Origin of the sequence: Dietzia cercidiphylli, from assembly GCF_039531545.1 — a bacterium.
Lineage (GTDB): Bacteria > Actinomycetota > Actinomycetes > Mycobacteriales > Mycobacteriaceae > Dietzia > Dietzia natronolimnaea.
Genome location: NZ_BAAAQG010000010.1, coordinates 240133 through 258358 on the forward strand (window position 1 = coordinate 240133; position 18226 = coordinate 258358).

At 62.0% G+C, this 18226-nt stretch carries 18 protein-coding genes; 10 read left to right on the forward strand and 8 right to left on the reverse strand.

The genetic code is table 11. From position 1 onward, the window contains the following. Positions 1-509: 509 nt before the first annotated feature. On the reverse strand, positions 510-1139 hold the full coding sequence (locus ABD250_RS11775) for a TetR/AcrR family transcriptional regulator (RefSeq protein WP_179523828.1): 630 nt from the start codon (positions 1137-1139) through the stop codon (positions 510-512). A 296-nt stretch (positions 1140-1435) separates the two neighbouring features. Here ABD250_RS11775 and ABD250_RS11780 point away from each other — a divergent pair, with 296 nt between their 5' ends. Then, positions 1436-1960 (forward strand): PaaI family thioesterase, encoded by a 525-nt coding sequence (locus ABD250_RS11780; RefSeq protein ID WP_179523829.1) that lies wholly within the window; start codon positions 1436-1438, stop codon positions 1958-1960. Between the two features lie 149 nt (positions 1961-2109). On the opposite strand, the gene ABD250_RS11785 is transcribed toward ABD250_RS11780, so the two are convergent. Beyond that, entirely contained in the window at positions 2110-3111 is a 1002-nt protein-coding gene (locus tag ABD250_RS11785) for a helix-turn-helix domain-containing protein (protein WP_182657607.1), read from the reverse strand. A 118-nt stretch (positions 3112-3229) separates the two neighbouring features. Between ABD250_RS11785 and ABD250_RS11790 the strand changes: the two genes are divergently transcribed. The 4 genes from ABD250_RS11790 (at position 3230) to ABD250_RS11805 (ending at position 7361) form a co-directional block, all read left to right on the forward strand. Continuing rightward, a complete protein-coding gene (locus ABD250_RS11790; RefSeq protein WP_067718080.1) occupies positions 3230-3550 on the forward strand; it encodes a 2Fe-2S iron-sulfur cluster-binding protein in 321 nt (106 codons plus the stop codon). Between the two features lie 71 nt (positions 3551-3621). Continuing rightward, entirely contained in the window at positions 3622-4962 is a 1341-nt protein-coding gene (locus ABD250_RS11795) for a cytochrome P450 (protein ID WP_067718083.1), read from the forward strand. After that, on the forward strand, positions 4959-6179 hold the full coding sequence (locus ABD250_RS11800) for an NAD(P)/FAD-dependent oxidoreductase (protein WP_179523830.1): 1221 nt from the start codon (positions 4959-4961) through the stop codon (positions 6177-6179). Before ABD250_RS11795 ends, ABD250_RS11800 begins: the two co-directional genes overlap by 4 nt. Positions 6180-6299: 120 nt before the next feature. Beyond that, complete coding sequence (locus ABD250_RS11805) at positions 6300-7361, forward strand: BtrH N-terminal domain-containing protein (RefSeq protein ID WP_179523831.1); 1062 nt, start codon at positions 6300-6302, stop codon at positions 7359-7361. 171 nt (positions 7362-7532) lie between these two features. Here ABD250_RS11805 and ABD250_RS11810 read toward each other — a convergent pair whose 3' ends face one another. Further along, complete coding sequence (locus ABD250_RS11810; RefSeq protein ID WP_179523832.1) at positions 7533-8222, reverse strand: TetR family transcriptional regulator; 690 nt, start codon at positions 8220-8222, stop codon at positions 7533-7535. A 99-nt stretch (positions 8223-8321) separates the two neighbouring features. Then, the gene (locus tag ABD250_RS11815) at positions 8322-8447 is read right to left on the reverse strand and encodes a hypothetical protein (protein WP_272942036.1); all 126 of its coding nucleotides are present in this window, start codon (positions 8445-8447) and stop codon (positions 8322-8324) included. On the opposite strand from ABD250_RS11815, the gene ABD250_RS11820 reads away from it, so the two are divergent. Beyond that, a complete protein-coding gene (locus tag ABD250_RS11820) occupies positions 8401-9927 on the forward strand; it encodes an MFS transporter (RefSeq protein WP_344392488.1) in 1527 nt (508 codons plus the stop codon). The genes ABD250_RS11815 and ABD250_RS11820 overlap by 47 nt on opposite strands. A gap of 449 nt (positions 9928-10376) precedes the next feature. Here ABD250_RS11820 and ABD250_RS11825 read toward each other — a convergent pair whose 3' ends face one another. Next, entirely contained in the window at positions 10377-10844 is a 468-nt protein-coding gene (locus ABD250_RS11825; RefSeq protein WP_182657605.1) for a hypothetical protein, read from the reverse strand. A gap of 186 nt (positions 10845-11030) precedes the next feature. Here ABD250_RS11825 and ABD250_RS11830 point away from each other — a divergent pair, with 186 nt between their 5' ends. From ABD250_RS11830 to ABD250_RS11840, 3 genes are all read left to right on the forward strand, one after another. Then, positions 11031-12227 carry a cytochrome P450 gene (locus tag ABD250_RS11830; protein WP_182657603.1) on the forward strand — a complete coding sequence of 399 codons (1197 nt, stop codon included), beginning with the start codon at positions 11031-11033 and terminating at the stop codon, positions 12225-12227. A gap of 419 nt (positions 12228-12646) precedes the next feature. After that, a complete protein-coding gene (locus ABD250_RS11835) occupies positions 12647-14407 on the forward strand; it encodes a hypothetical protein (RefSeq protein WP_179523835.1) in 1761 nt (586 codons plus the stop codon). Positions 14408-14653: 246 nt separating this feature from the next. Then, on the forward strand, positions 14654-15130 hold the full coding sequence (locus ABD250_RS11840; protein ID WP_179523836.1) for a hypothetical protein: 477 nt from the start codon (positions 14654-14656) through the stop codon (positions 15128-15130). A gap of 239 nt (positions 15131-15369) precedes the next feature. Here ABD250_RS11840 and ABD250_RS11845 read toward each other — a convergent pair whose 3' ends face one another. Next, positions 15370-15777, reverse strand: a complete 408-nt coding sequence (locus ABD250_RS11845; RefSeq protein WP_182653820.1) for a hypothetical protein — start codon at positions 15775-15777, stop codon at positions 15370-15372. 480 nt (positions 15778-16257) lie between these two features. Between ABD250_RS11845 and ABD250_RS11850 the strand changes: the two genes are divergently transcribed. Next, positions 16258-16731, forward strand: a complete 474-nt coding sequence (locus ABD250_RS11850; protein WP_179523838.1) for a hypothetical protein — start codon at positions 16258-16260, stop codon at positions 16729-16731. A 75-nt stretch (positions 16732-16806) separates the two neighbouring features. On the opposite strand, the gene ABD250_RS11855 is transcribed toward ABD250_RS11850, so the two are convergent. Next, entirely contained in the window at positions 16807-17601 is a 795-nt protein-coding gene (locus ABD250_RS11855; protein WP_179523839.1) for a recombinase family protein, read from the reverse strand. A gap of 184 nt (positions 17602-17785) precedes the next feature. After that, on the reverse strand, positions 17786-18175 hold the full coding sequence (locus ABD250_RS11860) for a heavy metal-responsive transcriptional regulator (protein ID WP_007928756.1): 390 nt from the start codon (positions 18173-18175) through the stop codon (positions 17786-17788). Between the last annotated feature and the right edge of the window lie 51 nt (positions 18176-18226).

Here is an 18226-nt window from a genome sequence, read left to right on the forward strand (position 1 = left end):
TGACGGCTGCGCGTCTCGGGTGCCGTCCCCGGCGAGGAGTTCATCGCTTTCTCACGCCGTGTTGCACAGGCCCGCTTCCCTTGGACGCCGCTAATTGTCGTTATGACAAGTAGACGATGCCGAGTTGTGAATCTCGCGAACTCGACCGCTCCCCGAACTGCTCGCACGTTCGTCCGGTCTCGCACTGGCAACTCGGCACCTCAGAACCCGGCGCTTCATCAGCAGGCGCGGGGGCGCGACTGGTGGAGCTGCTCGGTCTGAGGCTGTGCGCGATTCCGTCGCCCCCTGCGTGGGCGTGGTCGGAGACATTCCGAAAGCCGACCTTCTTGCCCCACACGGGCATATCGCCGTCTGGCGGGTTCGCCTGCGACAGATAGTCAACGGCGTGCCACAGGATCTCGTTTTCTTGCCCCTAAGAGTGGAGTCCACTGTGGCCGTCACGCGGCAACGATTCTCGGCGGCTCGCGGCATCGTCCGGCCTCGAAACCAGCGACTTACCATGACCAAGGTCATTGCGGCGTTCCTTGCGGTGCCAATGTCTCGGTGACGCGAACACTCAGTTCCGGCTTGTCGTGGCCTTCGGTGTGGGTGTATGTCCCGAGATGGGACCACATCGAGTCCACGAGCGGCTGGAGGAACAAACGGCCCAGCTGAGTGACGATGACGTCGACCACCTGAACAGCATCGGCGCGGACCCTAGACGCCGCGCCAGATTCCCGCATAGCCGCCACTTCCCGGTGTGTCAGCTCGGTGAGTCGCTCGAGTAACTCACCTCGCTGACCGCCGGGATCTAGCAACGCGCGGCGCAGGTAGTTCACCACCTCGGGACGCCTGACCAGCATGTCGACAACCGCGTCGTTGCGGATCCGGGCGATGTCGGCGCCTGGGATGTCCACGGGCGCCGAGGCAAGTGCGGTAGCGAAATGCTCTACGACCAGTCGCTCGACCGCCTCGCGAAGGCCGTCCTTTGTGCCGTAGTGATGGACCACGAGACCCACCGTCACTCCGGCCGCGGTTGCCACGGTTCGCAACGAAGTGCCGTCCTCGCCGTTGGCGGCGTAGAGATCCAGTGCGGCGTTGCGGATGCGCGCCTTGGCAGTGAGATCCCGGCCCGCGGCGCCTGGTGCGGAACGATTCACGCGGTTCCCCTTCAGTTGCGGTCGAGCCTACGGACCCCAAACTAGACTATACGTCGGTACCGCTTACTGTATGTTCGTACAGTACAAGGTGTCCCGGCTCAGTCGGCCTTGTCGACCTGACTATCGTGCCGTCGACAGCCAGTTGCTCAGGCCACCCGTATCGGGCCTCAGGGCCCCTTGGACGTCCCGGTCAAAGGTTGGGTCACGGGTCGGACGTGCGGGTGTCGGCGATATCTCCGTCGCCACAAGCCGAGGTATCGCACCCAGTACAACTTCATCGACAGGAAGGTCTGGACATGGACACATTTCGCGACAAGGCCGGCGAGCCGATAGGTACCGATATCGACAACTGGGTGGCCTCGTTCACGCGCATGGAATCCGGTTCCTCCGAGCTTCCTCCCCACCACCCCAACTGCCTTGGCTGTGGACCAGAGAACCCGAATGGTCACTTCCTCTCGGTACGGCGTGACGGAGACGGCGTCGTCGCACACCACCAGTTCGACCAGCGCCACGTCGGGGCACCGGGCATTGCACACGGCGGCGCGGTAGCGACCGTGATTGACGACCTCTTCGGCTTCTTGCTGTATTCGGTCGGCGAGCTCGCCGTGACGCGCCGTCTCGAGCTCGAGTATCTTGCGCCAGCACTACTCGACACCCCGTACATCCTGCGCGCTGCAGTTCGGTCTCGCGATGGCCGGAAATTGGACCTCACGTCCACGATGGAGGATGCAGAGGGCCGCACTGTTATTACTGCCACTGCCCTGTTCATCGTGGTCGAGGTTGAACACTTTTTGCAGTCACAGAGAAACTCGAGGGCTTAGGCCAAACTCACCGCCGCGAGCACCAGGCCCGAATACGTCGAGGATGTCGGCGGAGCCTGAAGATATTGAACGCCACGCCCAAAGAACGGGCGAAGCGGAAGGCACCGTGCAATGCCAGTTGCCCTGTACGAGTCAACCAAGTGGCAGCGCTACCTACGACGGAACCCCGTCGGCGGGTGGCCGGTCCAGTGCTTGAAAGCGTGTGAAAAGCTGGCGAGGTCGCTATATCCGAGGTCCGTGGCGATCTCGCTCGCGGACACAGATCCGTCCAGTAAACGAAGAATCGCGTACTCACGAATGACCGACTGGCGCAGTCCGCGATAGGTCATCCCTTCCTCAGAGAGGCGCCGCTTAAGTGTGCTCGTAGAGATGGAGAGTTCGTCTGCAATCCACTGACTTCCACAATCTGCGGGACGCTTCTCTATCAGACGTCTCACCTTGTCCGAATACGAGGCGATTTTACTCCGCTCGTCGAGCCTTCGCTGCAAGTCACTGATAGCGAGTCGATACGCCACGGGGTCAGAGAACCGGCAGACGTGATTGACCGCGTCAACGGGAAAATGCAGAATGGACAGTGAAGCGTCAAATACCAGGCGACCAGCTAACCGATCCTGATCCACGGGCAGACCTTCCGGAGCGGGCCAACCCAGTGAGAGTGTGATGTCTGGTGCATCGCCAACGAGTATATTCAGCAGCCTCAGCAGGACCGCACCACAGTAGGTGACCACTAGGGAGTCTAGGACTCGATCGCCCGTCTGCCCATTGAGCGCGACAGACACTCCGTGTCCACCTGCGTAGAACTGCGCACTCAGGGCTGGGGTTATTAGCGGCAGGTAGGCAAGCAATTCCAATATCTCGCCTGCGGAACCTGCGCTTACTAGTGGGACGCTTAATGGTCCGAAGGACGTCAGATGAGCATGCTGGGCGAACGCCAAACCGAGGGTCGTTGCTTGGTCAACGTCGAGGTCGGGCAAGGCTTCCCTGATCCACCGCAGGGGAACTTGGGCGTTGATGGCGAGAATTGACTCGACGTCGCTTCGCTCACGATCCATGATCTCGCGAAACCGTGCAACGGCGTCTTGCTCCAGAACTGGGCTCTCAAGTAACTGCGCGAACACGAGCGGTGGCACGCCCTCGCGATCAAGATTCATCGCCCCCGCCTTCTGAGCCAAATTAACAAGCTTCTGCCCTCAATCAACCTAGCCGCAGTCGTCGTTGTTAGCAATGCTGTGAGCAGCTATTACCCGAACAACCATGCAGGAGCCAGCGATGACAGTCGTAACCTTCGTCTCACATGAGGGAGAGAAGCACGTGGTGCCCTTAGAGGAGGGGCAGTCACTCATGCGGATCGCCGTCAACAACGCGGTGCCCGGGATTGACGCTGACTGCGGAGGCGAAGCCGCGTGCGGCACGTGTCATGTCATCGTTGATCCGCAGTGGTCCGAACAGGTCGGCCTCTCGGGAGCAAGTGAAGAGGAAATGCTCGCAATGAACCCGGAAAGGCTGCCGACCTCTCGACTGTCGTGCCAGATGACCGCGTCCGCGGATTGGGACGGCCTGGTCGTCCAGGTGCCAGAGTTCCAGATGTAACGACGAAGGGATCAAGAGTCGTGTCAAGCAATCATGTAGAAGTCGGGGACAGAATCCGGTCGGCCATCCCGATGGATCTTCAGATCCGGGGCGCCCATCTGTACGACAGGACTCGGCGCTGGGTGACAAGGACGAATGGGAAGAAGCTCTTCGTAGAGAGTCCCATTCCTCCCGTCGAGGATGTCGAGCTCGCCGACATCGACCTCAGTAATCCCTTTCTCTATCGCCAAGGCCGCTGGCAGTCCTACTATGAGCGCCTGCGAAACGAGGCTCCGGTCCACTTTCAGCCCAACAGTGCGTTCGGGCCGTTCTGGTCAGTGACCCGACATGAAGACATCATCGCGGTCGATAAGAACCATGAGGTCTTCTCCGCCGAGCCGATGATAGTGATCGGGGCCCCGCCTCGTTTTCTCGATATTGAGATGTTCATCGCGATGGACCCACCGCGCCACGACGTGCAGCGAGCAGCTGTGCAGGGGGTGGTGGCGCCGAAGAACCTGCGCGAGATGGAGACGCTCATTCGGTCTCGGGTTCGCGAGGTACTAGACGACTTGCCGGTGAATCAGCCGTTCGATTGGGTCCAGGCTGTCTCGATCGAACTGACAGCTCGAATGCTCGCGACGCTCTTGGACTTCCCATACGAGGAACGTCACAAACTCGTGTACTGGTCAGATATTGCAACTTCGTTCGAGGAAGCGAACGGTGGTCCTGCGGACCTCGACGAGACGTTCGACGGAATGCGCGAGATGGCGAGCGGTCTGAGTTCTCTGTGGTACGACAAGAAGGCTCGGTTAGCAGAGGGGGAGGAACCCGGTTTCGACCTGGTCACCATGCTGCAGAGCAACGAGAACACCAAGGATCTGATCGACCGCCCGATGGAATTCATGGGCAACTTTGTGCTGTTGATCGTCGGAGGGAACGACACGACCCGGAACTCGATGAGTGGTGGCGTTCTGGCGCTGAACCGGTTCCCAGACCAGTTCGAAAAGCTCAAGTCCAACCCTGACCTGATCCCCAACATGGTCTCCGAGATAATCCGGTGGCAAACGCCGCTGGCCTACATGCGCCGAATCGCCAAGACTGACACTATCTTGAACGGTCAGTTCATCCGTAAGGGTGACAAGGTCGTGATGTGGTACGCCTCAGGCAACCGCGACGAGCGTGTGTTCGAGCGGCCCGATGACTTCATCATCGACCGGGCCAACGTCCGCAACCACATCTCCTTCGGGTTCGGCGTACACCGGTGCATGGGCAACCGACTGGCCGAAATGCAGCTGCGGATCCTCTGGGAAGAGCTGCTCCCCCGCTTCGAGAACATCGAGGTCGTCGGCGAACCCGAGTACGTGCAGTCCAACTTCGTGCGGGGTATCAGCAAGATGATGGTGCGCCTCACCCCGAAATCCGGCACATGACATCGCAGCGAGCCCTCATCATCGGTGCCAGCCATGCCGGAGCCCAACTCGCGGCGAGCCTACGGCAGGACGGGTGGAGCGGTGAGATCGTCCTCATCGGCGAGGAGCCCACGGTGCCCTACCAGCGCCCGCCACTGTCGAAGGCGTATCTCGCCGGGAAAACCACCCTCGACGAGATCACCATCCGCAGTTCGGACTTCTACTCCAAGCAGCGAATCCAGCTTCTCAACGCGCACGTGGAGGCGATCGACCGCTCGGCTGGGCACATCGTTATGAGCACCGGCGACACACTGACATACGACAAGCTCGCGCTGTGCACGGGAGCCCGCCCTCGTCAGCTCCGCGTTCCTGGGGCCGATCTCGCCGGGGTCCATTACCTTCGTACCGCCGCAGACGTCGAGTTGATCCGCACGTCCGCCGCCCCCGGGCGGCGGGTGGTGATCGTCGGGGGCGGCTACATCGGACTTGAGACGGCCGCCTCACTACGGGCACTGGGCCTGGAAGTCACCGTGCTCGAGGCGACCACTCGCGTCCTCGAGCGGGTCACTGCTCCCGACGTATCAACGTTCTTCGAGCGGATCCACCGAGAGGAGGGCATCGATATCCGAACGGGCGCCAAAGTCGCAGCATTAGTCGGAGACGATTGCGTCCGGGAGGTCACACTATCTACTGGCGAGTCGATTCCGACTGATCTGGTCATCGTGGGTATCGGTGTTGAACCGAGAACAGAACTCGCCGAGGCGGCGGGCTTGACCCTGAACGATGGTGTGGTGATCGACGAGCACGCCCGAACCAGTGACCCAGCCATCGTTGCCGCCGGAGACTGTGCCAGCAAGTACATCTCTCGATACGGTCGCCGAGTCCGGCTGGAGTGCGTACCCGCAGCAACCGATCAGGCGAAACTCGCCGCGGCTACCCTTTGCGGGAAGTCCAAGAGCGCAGTGTCGCTGCCCTGGTTCTGGTCAGATCAATACGATCTCAAGCTGCAGATCGCCGGTCTCAACACCGGTTACGACGAAGTCGTCCTCAGCGGTGACCCCACCCGAGACCGCGACTTCAGCTGCTTCTACCTCCGTGATGGCGAACTCCTTGCTGCAGACTGCATCAATCGTCCCCGTGATTTCATGCTCAGCAAACAGGTCATCACACAGCAGCGTCCTTTCGTCCGGACCGATTTCGCCCATACGGGTTCTCCCGATTCCTTGCGCAATGGGTAAGCCAGTCCCGAGCGAGACTCGCACGGTCAGCGGCGGAGCCTCGACGAACGGCGCTGACATCCCACTGGCGCAGCAAGAGAGCCCGGTTCGTGCCCGCCTGCCGTTCAGAAAGGAACTCTGATGACTCGCCAGACGCTCATCGAGAACTATCCACATCGGGTCGGGGGGCACTGCGGCTCAGCCGCGATGCGAGACCTCCTGCACTGGCAAGGCCTCGGCTGGGAAGAACCGCCCGATGAAGGTCTCGTCTTCACCCTCGGGGGGTCACTTGGCCTGTCCTACTTGCGCTCGAGCGACCTCTTCCCGCCGCTTTATCTGGTAGGGAGAGACTCCGATTTCGAAGTAAATCTCCCCCATCTACTGGGCGCACAGGTCCAAGTGCTCACGACCGACGATCCCCGAGAAGGATGGTCGTGGATTAGCCAGGAGGTCGATGCCGGAAGGCCAGCCCTGATATGGGGCGACATTGCAGAGTTGCCCTACCTGCGGGTTCGGCTCCAAATGAGTCGCCACGATATCGTGGTAATTGGTTACGACGAGGCGGAGAGGATCGCCTTCGTTGTTGACAACGACCGTGCCGAGGTCCAAAAGGTTCCGTTCGACGCTCTCGCTCGAGCACGGTCGTCGATGTCATTCCCACAACCGACACGTCACACCACGTACCGCATCGCCTGGCCGCATGAGTTACCAGACCTTGCGCAGGTTGCCGCAGCGGCTTTCCGTCAATCGGCAGCGAACATGCGCCACCCAACTCCGCCCGGAGTCGTCGATCTCACGACCGCGGTGAGCGGTTCCGAAGGCTTAGCAGCAGTCGCCCAGCTCGCCGCTGATGTCCGGACTTGGTCCCATCTACCGGCTGACGAACTCGAGATCCTCTTATTCAGCTTGAGCGCTTTCATCGAGAAGGCCGGCACCGGAGGTGGCCTGTTCCGAAAGCTGCTCGCTGACGGCTGCGCGGACGTGGCACGTTTGACCGGTGACCTCGCGACCGAAGATCTCGCCGTAGTCGCCAGACACTGTGCACAGACATGGACGGAAGCCGGAAGGGCCGCAAGCGAGCACGAGGTCGATGTACGTACTCGGCTGGAACGTGTGGCTTCGGCGGTTAGCCTCCTGCCCACGCTCGAGCTTCAACTGGCTGAAGCTCTGGAGTCAGCTTCGCGATCACTTGCAGCAGCCTGACGAATCGGGAAGTCCAAACTGGACGGTAGAAATTCCGGCCGCACTCAGACTGCAGCGGATGGCTCGCCGCAGCACGCACCGAAACGACCGGGCTCTAGGGTTGCCTCGCCACCTCCCCAGCGACCTCGGCGATCGAGCGGTCACACCCATCCGACAAGAAGAAGCCCCGATTTAGCGAGATCCGCCGGCGCCAGGGCGGTTCAGGCCGTGGCTGGATTCGGCCGGGATGGGTTCGCCTCCCTGCTTGCGGGCAGCAAGAAAATCATCAACGAGTTGCACGCATCCGTCGTGGTCGACGGTGCAGAGCCCAGTAAGGCGAGCGAACACGACGGGACCCAGGAGTTGAACGATCGCGAAGGTGGTGTCGACGTTGCCGAGCTGTGCTCGAACGTCAGGCTGTGTGAGGATGCGGTCAAAGGGCTGCCGGTATTCCTCGATGACTCGACTGCGCAGTGAGGTGATCGCGGCCGAATCGGCAGGATCGCTGCCGCCGACTGATCCGATTGACAGCCAAGCCAGAGTTGTAATGTTCAGCGGCGCCTGGTCAATCAGGTCAGCTTGGGCCGTGAGAAGCGCGATGAGTTGGTCGCGTACCGACCCACTGGTGGCAGAGACTTCGACGCGAGGCAACAGCCGCTCGAAGGACGCTGCAAGCAACTGGGCGGTGCCGCCGAAATGCCGATAGAGCGTGGCCCGCGCAACCTTTGATACTCGAGTGACCGCCTCGACGGTAACCGCCTCTACACCGCCAGTGCTCAGAAGATGCGTAGCAGCGTCGAGTAATCGTTTTCGTGAGCGCAGCAGTCGCGGATCGAGCTCGTCGTCGTCCGTAGCGGGCCGATCAGCACTCCAGTCGTTCACGCTCTCCCCCTTCGGCCGACGGTCACTTCTCGTCCAAGCTAACCTGTCCAGCCAGCCGGATACTGTGATACTACTTGTCTCGAAACAAGACCGACCATCTCACAGCAAGGGGCCGGCGATGAACTCGTCCCAACAGACCATCACCGAGTCATCCCGGTGGACCCGAGCCGAATGGTGGATGCTCACGGTGTCGTGCCTGGCCGTGGCGTTGGTGGTCGCGGCCATGGCCGCGCTGTATTCGGCATTACCGCAGATTGCGGTAGAGACTGGAGCGACGCAAGCCCAGCTGACCTGGATCGTCGATGGCTACACGCTGGTACTGGCGTGCCTGGTCCTGCCCGCTGGAGCGATCGGTGACCGCTACGGCAGACGGGCGGTTCTCGTAATAGGTCTGGTGATATTCACCTTGGCGTCCGCACTTCCCCTGCTGCTGTCTGACCCGGCGTGGTTGATCGCTGCGCGAGCGATTGCCGGGGCGGGCGCTGCACTGGTAATGCCCTCGACGCTCTCGATTCTGACTGCTGGTTTTGCCGCCGTTCATCGCGGCCGAGCAGTAGGTGTGTGGGCTGGAGTCGCCGGCTCCGGAGCAGTGATGGGCATCCTCGGCGCCGGGGTGTTGCTTGAGCGCTGGTCGTGGGTGTCGGTATTTGTCGGCCTGACTGCAGCGGGAGCGTTATTGGCCGCGCTGGCGTGCACGATCGCTGAGTCCAGCCAGCATGATCACCCTCCCGTGGACTGGGTGGGCGCGGCGGCAGCTGCAGTCGCGGTTGCGGGAATCGTATTCGCCACGATCGAGTTTCCAGCGCGGGGTTGGGCCGACCCGATCGTTCTCGCCAGCGCCGGGGCCGGCATGTTGGCGACAGCCTTTTTTATCCTGATTGAGCTGCGATCCTCGGCCCCCTTGTTGGATGTTCGGTTGTTCGCCAAGCGCGGCTTCAGCGCCGGCTCGTTGTCGGTGGCCATCCAATTCTTGGTCACTTTCGGGGTATTCCTACTCCTGGTGCAGTACCTGCAACTGATCCTGGGATATGGACCGCTGGCCTCGGCGTTGGGGTTGGTGCCGATGACGGTCCCCCTGATCGTGATCTCGGTGATCGCCCCCCGACTGTCACAGCGATTTGGGCTGCGAGTGATGACCGTCGCTGGCCTGGTGACCATCGCAGTTGGTCTGATGCTGGTGAGCAGGCTGACCGTCGATGCACGTTACCTCGACCTGCTTTGGCCGCTGGTGATCATGAGCGCAGGACTTGGACTATGCACAGCCCCGGCGACCTACGCCATCATCGCCGAAACTCCGGAGAGCAAACACGGGGTCGCCGCCGCAGTCAACGATGCGGCCCGCGAGATCGGCGCTGCGATGGGGATCGCGGTAGCCGGCAGTGTGCTGGCCGCCGGATACACCCGCCACATTCAACCCACCCTTCCCCAGCTGCCCGAACCTGCCCGTGGTCCGGTCGCCGATTCTCTGGCCGCCGCACTAGAGGTCGCCGCACAAGCCGGACCAATGGCGCAACCATTGGTCGACTCCGCCAAAGAAGCATTTGTGAACGGCAGCAGTCAGGCCACGCTTACGTTGGCAATCCTTACCGCCGGCGCCGCAGTCTTGCTAGCGTTCCTTGCCCCGGGCGCTGCTGGCTCACGCGACCACAAAACCATGGCCAGCTCAAAAGCACCGGCTCACCGGGCAGTGGCGGCGGATAAGTAGCCGATCCAGATTCAGACTGCATGGAGAATCTGCCCAAGCTCATCAAGAACCGCAGTTTCTGGTGCGCACGGCCGGGTTCGGCGCGGACGGCCTCCATACGAGCATCCGGTCGCGACTCCCCCGCCAGCTCTCGCTCACGAGCGTCATTCTGCTCGGCAGTCGACAACAACAGATGCGCCACCGCACTACCCGCTCAGACCACGCGGCAGCTTCGCCGCCAGTAACTCCGCCAAGCTTCCAACAGATTCTTCTACTGAGTCGACTTGCCCGCCAGGATGAGCAACCCTGGCCGCGCTGAAGGCGACAGACTTCTCTTCATATCCAGCTGTAGGCATCAAGGCAACGGTGGAGGGCACCGTGGTCGAGGTCGGCGGCCCTTACCTTCTCGACCAGCACGACCGCGATGAACTCCCCCGGCGCGGCACCCAGGAAAGCAGCGAGTCGCACACCTACCCGGCATTACCGCGGAGGATGTCGCCCAGCAATGACTGGTATCCACCGCGAGGCGGGGACAGGACGCATGTGATCCCCAGTCGCACCAGCCTGTCGATGACGTTCTCGTGGTCGTCCACCGCTAGCACGCCGTCATCCGCGAGCTTTCGAAAAGAGGGCGCGAGCGCGCTGGTAATGGTGTCGATGATCGGCGCAGTCTGAAGCACGAGGGCTTCGCCGATGATTCCCGGCTCGTCCGTGCGGACCTTACGGAACAAGGGGTGCTGCTCCACCCGCTCCAGGGCCCGCGCGCAAACGGAAAGCACATCGGGTGCGACAGTCGCGCTGTCGAGCCCGCGAATCACCTCGCTCAGCAGGCGCTCGATCTCGCGTTGCAGAAGGCTCGTCGCCGCGCGATCGACTGAACCAAGAATCCGGTACGCCGTTGTCCTCGATACCCGCGCCACCGCCGCGATGTCGGTCATCCGCGTCCGGCTGACCCCATGGCGCAAGAAGGCCGACAAGGTGGCGTCTAGGTACAGCTGCTGGTCGATTTCACGCCTCCTCGCAGTGGGGAACCACTCGCCTCAATTCTGGCAGGCAAACCGGGTGTACAGTGGGACGAAAGTATTTTACCGTCCCAAGTGGCCCGTCCAGACCGGAGGCCCCAAGTGTCAGAGCTCTACAACCCGTACGACCCCGCCGTCCAGGCAGACCCGTATCCGATTTATCAGGTGCTGCGCGAGGAGTCGCCGGTCTACTGGAACAAGGAACAAGAATTCTGGGCACTATCCCGGTTCGACGACATCTGGGCTGCCACGCAGGACCACCGGCGCTTCTCCTCTGCGAAGGGGATCGTCGTCGGCCAGGACCTCGCGGCAGGCATGGGCGACCTGATGCCGATGATGATCATGATGGACCCCCCACGGCACTCCGCTCTGCGAAAGCTCGTGTCCCGGGCCTTCACTCCCAGGCGGATCGCCGAAATGGAGGGCAGCATCCGGGCTACCGCGCGGGGACTCCTGGGGTCTTTCATCGAGCGAGGTGAGGTCGACTTCGTCCACGAGTACGCCGGCCCCCTGCCCACGATTGTCATGGCGGACATGCTCGGCATCCCGAACGAGGACCGGCAGCAGTTCCGGGATTGGTCCGACCGTCTCGTGCAGGTCAATCCCAACGATCCGGCCTCCGTCGAGGATGCGACGAACGCGGCCCTGGGGCTCTACGGTTACTTCACGCCGATGCTCGCCGCACGCCGCGCCAACCGCAAGGACGACCTCATGTCCGCCCTCCTGGACGCCGAGGTCGACGGCGAGACGCTCACCGAAGAGGAACTCCTCGGCTTCTGCTTCATGCTTCTCATCGCCGGCAACGAAACCACGACGAACCTCATCTCGAACACCGCCCAGATCCTGAGCGAACGCCCCGAAACGCTGCGAACGATCGCCGCGGAACACAGCCTGCTCCCTGCAGCTGTCGAGGAATTTCTCCGCCTTGAGTCCCCCGTCCAAGGCCTCGCCCGGACCGTGACCGAAGATGTCGAACTGCACGGTGAAACCATGCGAGCTGGCAGCAAGGTGATGCTGCTCTACGGGTCGGCGAACCGTGACGAGAGGGAGTACGCTGACCCGGAGTCATTCATTCTCGACCGGAAAACCGAGCGCGGTCTCGCCTTCGGTCACGGCCCCCACTTCTGTCTCGGTGCCGCGCTGGCCAGGCTCGAGTGCCGAGTCGCCTACGAGGAACTCCTGTCCTACGTACCCGACTTTGCACTTGCCGACGGCGCCGAGCGCCTCCTCTCAGGGCCCGTGAGGGGCTACAAGAAGCTGCCGATAACGTTCGAACCGACGTCCATCAGCGCCAGATGAGCCACGGTGGCGACAACCAACAAATAGCGCGTGCCAGCCGCGTTCAATCAGAGCTCACAATTCCATTCTTTGGCTGTTAAAGCGATGGCAGTACGCCGACTAGAGCGGTAACGCGGGCCGCTGACACTGGCCGCTGACCCTGGCCGCTGACACTGGCCGCTGACCCTGGCCGCTGACACTGGCCGCTGACACATACCTGGGGCTGGCAATGACGTTCCGCCACAGCCGGCTGGACGGGCTCTCGAGTCGGCACCGGCAACCAGGTCTTATGACAAGCCGCACCGTCGAGGCTGCGCAGCGAGCGAACTTTCGCCCTCTCCCCCGTCGCGGCATCTGTTCGTCAACCTGCGTCGTAGTCGATTGGGATACTGGATCGGTGCCCTCGCGCGATGAAGTCTTGATGAGTACTTGGCGAATCCATGTCCACTGAACGCGTCCCCTGGTCTCGCCTCGACAGCGGCGAGTTCGAACACACCGTCGCGATGCTGGTGTGCGCCGACCACCCGCTGGGTCAGAAGTTCACACCTGGCCCGGACGGCGGCATCGATGTCTTTGTTCCCGACGGCGACAGCCAGCGCAAGGTGTTTCAAGTCAAGAACTTCCCCCTGAAGTTTGCCAACGCAGAGTTCCGACAAGTGAGGAAGTCGCTCAGGGCGGTCGCCGAAACGTCAAGGCAAGAGGGATGGGCGATCACCGAGTGGCACCTTGTGATCCCCCGCGATTCAAGCCCCGGATACCGCGCTCGAATCGAAGAGGAGGTCAAATCTCTGGGCATCCCGACGTGGTCATGGATGGGCCTGACACGGCTCGACATTTTCGCGGCACGCCACCCAGAGCTCATCGATTATTACCTCAAGGGGGGCAAGGACCGTCTCGCTGATCAACTCGCCGATCTCACCGCCATCATTCGCGGTGACACGACCCTTGGTAGCGGGACTCGTTTGCAACCTGCCGACGTCGGCGACCGAATCAGGATCTTGCAACGTGCAGCAAACAATGACCCTCACTACCGGTACCACTTCGGAACATCCGATTGCCCCCCGCACCAAGTAGATGAGCCCTGGCTGGTTGCTGTCGCAGCCGAGCAACACGGCCCCATGTGGCTCCACATCAAGGTGTATGCAAAGTTCGCTGCCGCCCTCAGCGAGCGTCCGATAACCACTACCGTGCAGGTCGACGTAACCGGCGACCCGGCACTCGCCGAGAGCTTCGAGCAGTTTCTCGATTTCGGAACCGATCTCACGATCCCCTCGTCTGCTGCGTCCGCAGAACTCAACCTCCCCGGCGGGCTCGGCGGCACTATTGACAGTGCTGAGATCCACTTCACCGCCATCACGGCCGAAGCGGGCGGTCCGGAACCCGCATCTAGCATCACCGTTGGAGTCCGAGACGCTACAGGTGATGTCGTCGCCGAACTGCGGTTGGAGCGGAAGAGCTTCACGTCAGGGGTGCGCGGCGGCCAGCGAACCGTATGGGCTGACCGGACCGACAAGGTGGAGCTTGCACTTAGGACCCGCTTCGAGCCTATCGAAGTCGAAGCAGACTTCCGTATGAACTGGGACGCCTATAGCCAATTGCCAGGCGACCTCATCGATGCCGTTTCATTCATGGATGCGGTCGATCGCGGAGTGTCAATCGGACTGAGTCCCAGCCACGGACCGCGCCGTTATAGCTGGACTGTTCCTTACCCTCACGACCGAAATTCGAATCTCCATCTAACGGCGCGGCTCGTACGAGCGTTGAACGTAATCCAGCAGCACTCCACGGATCTGCTTCGCATCCCGAGCGCCCTCTCCGCGGGAGAACTCCGACATGTCTTCGAAGCAGCAACCCTCCTGCAAGGCCAAGCGGCTAGCACCACCTGGTCACCGTTTGAATTCACCATCGATGCCACCGATCGCCCCACGCTCACTGCGGGGTCACGTATCAATGTCGCGGTTACGCAGAGACTCAACATCGAGTTGGACGGAGAAGAACACCACCTTGGCCAAGTCGCAGCGTTCCTTGATGCCGTCGTCGACTCCGTCGACGGCGACACTGTCGCGCTCAGCCCGGGAGACCCGGACGCCCGTGCCACTCGCGTTCTCGCGGAGGGCGAAGAGTACAGAGTCTGGGTGGCGGCGACCGACGCAGAGAGCAAACGTCCCGCGCCCGACGGCAACAGGGATGGGCCAACCTGAACACCCAAAGCCGAACGGCCGCGAAGGGCACTGGGGAGTGTGGCAACTCCCCCATGTCACCATGGGCCGTCAGCCTGGTGTCGCATTTGACGATCCTTCATCGTGACACTGGCTCGGACCGTCGGAATGGTTCCTCGACCTGTGGTCCAGGGTCTTACTGAAGTGTCGTACAAGCCTGCCGCACAGAGCAGGACCAAATGCACCGTACCTACTGCGAGTGGGGAGTAGGTGCAGGAGGATTCAGACATGGAGCGTTCACGCGCCGCACTTCCCGACGACCAGTATCTCGCGAGGGTGGGCGAAGTAGCGTATTCGGTCTCCTACCTCGAGTGGACCATCCTCGGCGATCTGCCCCGTCTTGCTGATCGACTACCAGCCACCCTCGCACTGAAGCACCTCGAACCAAAGACGACTTCGGGCATAGCCAGTGCCGTGAAGAGCGCAGCGAGTGAAGTGGAAGACCCTCAGATCAGGAACTACCTGGTCGCGGTATACAAAGCATTGTTCGCGGTAGCGGCGGTCCGGAACGACGTTCTACATGCACGGCCCGCCACTCACCCCCAACAGGGACAGCGGCTCAACCGCGCGGAGACGAAGAACAACACCGCAACCGGCAAGCGCTTCTGGATCGATGACGGATGGTTCGACGAGGCAATCGGGACGCTGAACGAGAATCTATCCGCCGTTACTCGTGTGAGGCCGCCGCTTCCTAACTGCCGCTAACGTCCGGGCACTTCACCCATCACCTGAGGGAGCGTTGGATCGGCGCCCCCAGTCTCGTTTGCTGCGATTCGATTGCGCGAAACTACCGTCATACGTGCCTCTCAGTTCCTTGGTTGTGGGACGGTGTGATCCGACCCCGGAATCGGTCGACTCCAAAGGAGATCGCATCGACATGTGGCGGTCTTGTGCGATCGCTATATGGTGGTAGCTCTTCACGCCGCTGATGGGGATGGTCTGGGTTACGGGGCGGCTCGGTAGGTCAGATCAATATCCGGGCCGATAGGGAGAGCCTCGATGGGCTCGTGGGCGAGAAGGGCGTCGATGAACTCCTCGGATCCTCCGACGAGAGTGGAGTTGTAGTCCACCTCCGTTGACAGGTACCAACTCTTGTTCTCCGGCCAGAGCAATGCGGGAAAGTCGAAGAGGAAGCCTGACTCCGAGCGAAATGCGTCAAGGAGCGCCGCAAGCGATACCCGAAATAGCACGTAGTCACGCACGCCCAAACGGGCCGTGGGGAAGCTCGTGCCCGGCTCGTGCTGTGGCTGTATGCCATCCCAGTACCCCGCGAAGATGGGGGCCTCCGCGGGAAGGCGTTCGACTATGAACTCGAGGTAGGCAGGTCCGGAGATTTTATCCAGCCCGCCCACGTCCGGGCTGATACTGCGTAGTCGCAGATCGCGTCGAGAGATCTCATACCAGCGCGTATCCGGACGGATCGCAAGGCCGACGGACTGAGCGTAATCAGACCACGGCAAGAACGAGTCGGACAGTCCGCCATCAGACGGGCCGTGAACGCGGTGCAAGATGCGGCAGTACTTTTCGAATCCAGCCGGCACCTGGAAATCGACACGGTGAAGGTCACCCGACTGGCGTCGACTCGCCCAGTCCGCGACCGAGGTGTCCGAGACCAGATCGAACCCTCGTTCACGAAGCTCTCCATACATCCCCACCGCGCCGCTCCCCTCACCAGCTCAATGTCCCCGAGAACATACAGCCGAACGAGACACCAGTTGTCCCCCAGGGGCGAGTGCACCGTGGGGGCAGCAGTCCCTTCTGCCGGTCGGGCCAAACTTACGCGGGCAGAGAAACCTGGTTCCGAGAGCAACTTGCGCGCATACGGTGGTGCCATGAACCTGAATCGGCTGGACGTCCATCTTGAGTCTTACGACACGTCGTCGGTGTCCGGCCTCAAGGGCGTTGCGCTAATCATCGACGGGCTGCCTCTGGCGGAACACGTTCGAGAGATTGAGGCTGCGGAGATCCGGGCAAAGAAAACGGATGGTTCAGCCGGTTCGTACCTACCGATGGCGGTAGCAAATGTGAAGGGCCCTAAGCACTTTCTCGGCGCCCCCGAAGCATCGTTCTTCGGTGACGGGGACACGGTCCTCTTGGGGTGCACCTGCGGGGAGTGGGATTGCGGGCCATTGACCGCGCGTATCGAAGTGCGCAACGACGTCGTCGAGTGGCACGACTTCCGTCGCGGGTTCCGAGATTGGAACTACGAACCACTCGGCCGGTTCATCTTCGACCGTTCGGCATACCAGAAGCAGTTCGAGACGATCGACTGGTCCGATACCGGGATCCCTCCCGGTGGTTGGTGAAACCCTCAGAGCCGCTGCCGGCCCGATGCGCACTGCAAACTGACGCCGTCCCCCTCAGTGCGGACATCAAGCCGACTAGCTCGTCTGACGTTGTAGTGCGCGATACAACGTCGAGCGTCCCACCCCCAGATCACGTGCGATCGCCGATGGTCCCTCCCCTGCCTCAATGCGGGCGCGGGCCTTGTCGATCTGCTCGGCGGTCAGGACACGCTTGCGTCCCTTGTACTTGCCCTTCGCTTTGGCGATGGCGATGCCCTCAGCCTGGCGTTCGCGGATGATGGCCCGCTCAAACTCGGCGAACGCCCCGAGCAGCGAGAGCATCAGATCCGCTCGAGGATCCTGGGCGCCGGCGGCGTAGGTGGCCCGTTCGTGCACGAACTCCACGCTCGCGCCCTTCGCGGTTATCTCGCCAACGATCTGCTTGAGATCAACCAACGAACGAGCGAGACGGTCCATCGACGCAACAACCAGCTCGTCACCATCTCGCAGGTACCTGATGCACTCTTCGAGCTTCACGCGATCGGCGCGCGAGCGAGCCGACTGTTTCTCGATATAGACCCGGTCGCACTCCCCCACCGCCTCGAGCTGACGCGCCTCATTCTGATCCGCCGCCGACACCCGCACGTACGCCACCCGCTGCCCCCGCGGACGCGAGGCCCGGCCAGCCGGCTTCTGATCCGTCTTTGGCTTTTGCTTCGGCTCTGGCGTTACCTCGACGACGTTCTCTGAGTCCGTCGACTCCACCCGAAAGTTCCAACCCAACTCGTCCCGGCGACGGAACCGAGTCCGCTCCTTCCCGCGACTGACGAGGAGCACCTCCTCGCCACCGTCACCCGAACGGTTCAGCAACGTCCCGATCCGATCAGCCATCGACAAGACCCTTTCGCCCGGAATCTGTATCAATACATCTTAGACCCGACGGGACGACGTTTCATTATTGACGACGCCGACCCTGTGACACAGCAGCGTGTGGCTTTCGCCGTTATATGGCGGGGTTCTGTCGACGCTCTGTGGCGGCATCTGCTCATGGCGATACACGCGAGCACCGGTCTGGTCACAGATAGCGGCAGACGGTCGTGGTGTCGCATTTGGTGGGGTCGCTGGTGGTGGCACTGTGGTGAAGGTGCGCGACGGTGTGTCGCAGTGCTTGCAGGTCGGCGATTTGGCGGTCCAGGTCGCCCAGGTGGGCTTCGAGCAGGGCGTGCACGTGCTGGCAGGGTGCGACTCCGGCGTCGCGGATGTCGAGGATCTCGCGAATCTGGGCCAGGGTGAGCCCAGCGGTGCGGCCGCGGCGAACGAAGTCCAGGCGCGCCAGGGCCGCAGGGGTGTAGTCGCGGTATCCGTTGGCGGTGCGCTCAGGCGCAGGTAGTAGGCCGGCTTCTTCGTAGAAGCGCAGCGTCTTGGTTGTGGTGCCGCTGGCCACGGCCAACTCACCGATGCGCACAGTGGCCCCTTTCTCGGCTCTCGTCCATGTTCGCCTTGACCTTCCCCTGCG

Excerpts from the sequence above, each read along its gene's own strand:
- ABD250_RS11780 (WP_179523829.1), top strand. The coding sequence starts at position 1,436 with ATGGACACATTTCGCGACAAGGCCGGCGAGCCGATAGGTACCGATATC.
- ABD250_RS11785 (WP_182657607.1), bottom strand. The coding sequence starts at position 3,111 with ATGAATCTTGATCGCGAGGGCGTGCCACCGCTCGTGTTCGCGCAGTTA.
- ABD250_RS11790 (WP_067718080.1), top strand. The coding sequence starts at position 3,230 with ATGACAGTCGTAACCTTCGTCTCACATGAGGGAGAGAAGCACGTGGTG.
- ABD250_RS11795 (WP_067718083.1), top strand. The coding sequence starts at position 3,622 with ATGGATCTTCAGATCCGGGGCGCCCATCTGTACGACAGGACTCGGCGC.
- ABD250_RS11800 (WP_179523830.1), top strand. The coding sequence starts at position 4,959 with ATGACATCGCAGCGAGCCCTCATCATCGGTGCCAGCCATGCCGGAGCC.
- ABD250_RS11805 (WP_179523831.1), top strand. The coding sequence starts at position 6,300 with ATGACTCGCCAGACGCTCATCGAGAACTATCCACATCGGGTCGGGGGG.
- ABD250_RS11820 (WP_344392488.1), top strand. The coding sequence starts at position 8,401 with ATGCTCACGGTGTCGTGCCTGGCCGTGGCGTTGGTGGTCGCGGCCATG.
- ABD250_RS11815 (WP_272942036.1), bottom strand. The coding sequence starts at position 8,447 with ATGGCCGCGACCACCAACGCCACGGCCAGGCACGACACCGTGAGCATC.
- ABD250_RS11825 (WP_182657605.1), bottom strand. The coding sequence starts at position 10,844 with ATGACCGACATCGCGGCGGTGGCGCGGGTATCGAGGACAACGGCGTAC.
- ABD250_RS11835 (WP_179523835.1), top strand. The coding sequence starts at position 12,647 with ATGTCCACTGAACGCGTCCCCTGGTCTCGCCTCGACAGCGGCGAGTTC.
- ABD250_RS11840 (WP_179523836.1), top strand. The coding sequence starts at position 14,654 with ATGGAGCGTTCACGCGCCGCACTTCCCGACGACCAGTATCTCGCGAGG.
- ABD250_RS11850 (WP_179523838.1), top strand. The coding sequence starts at position 16,258 with ATGAACCTGAATCGGCTGGACGTCCATCTTGAGTCTTACGACACGTCG.
- ABD250_RS11855 (WP_179523839.1), bottom strand. The coding sequence starts at position 17,601 with ATGGCTGATCGGATCGGGACGTTGCTGAACCGTTCGGGTGACGGTGGC.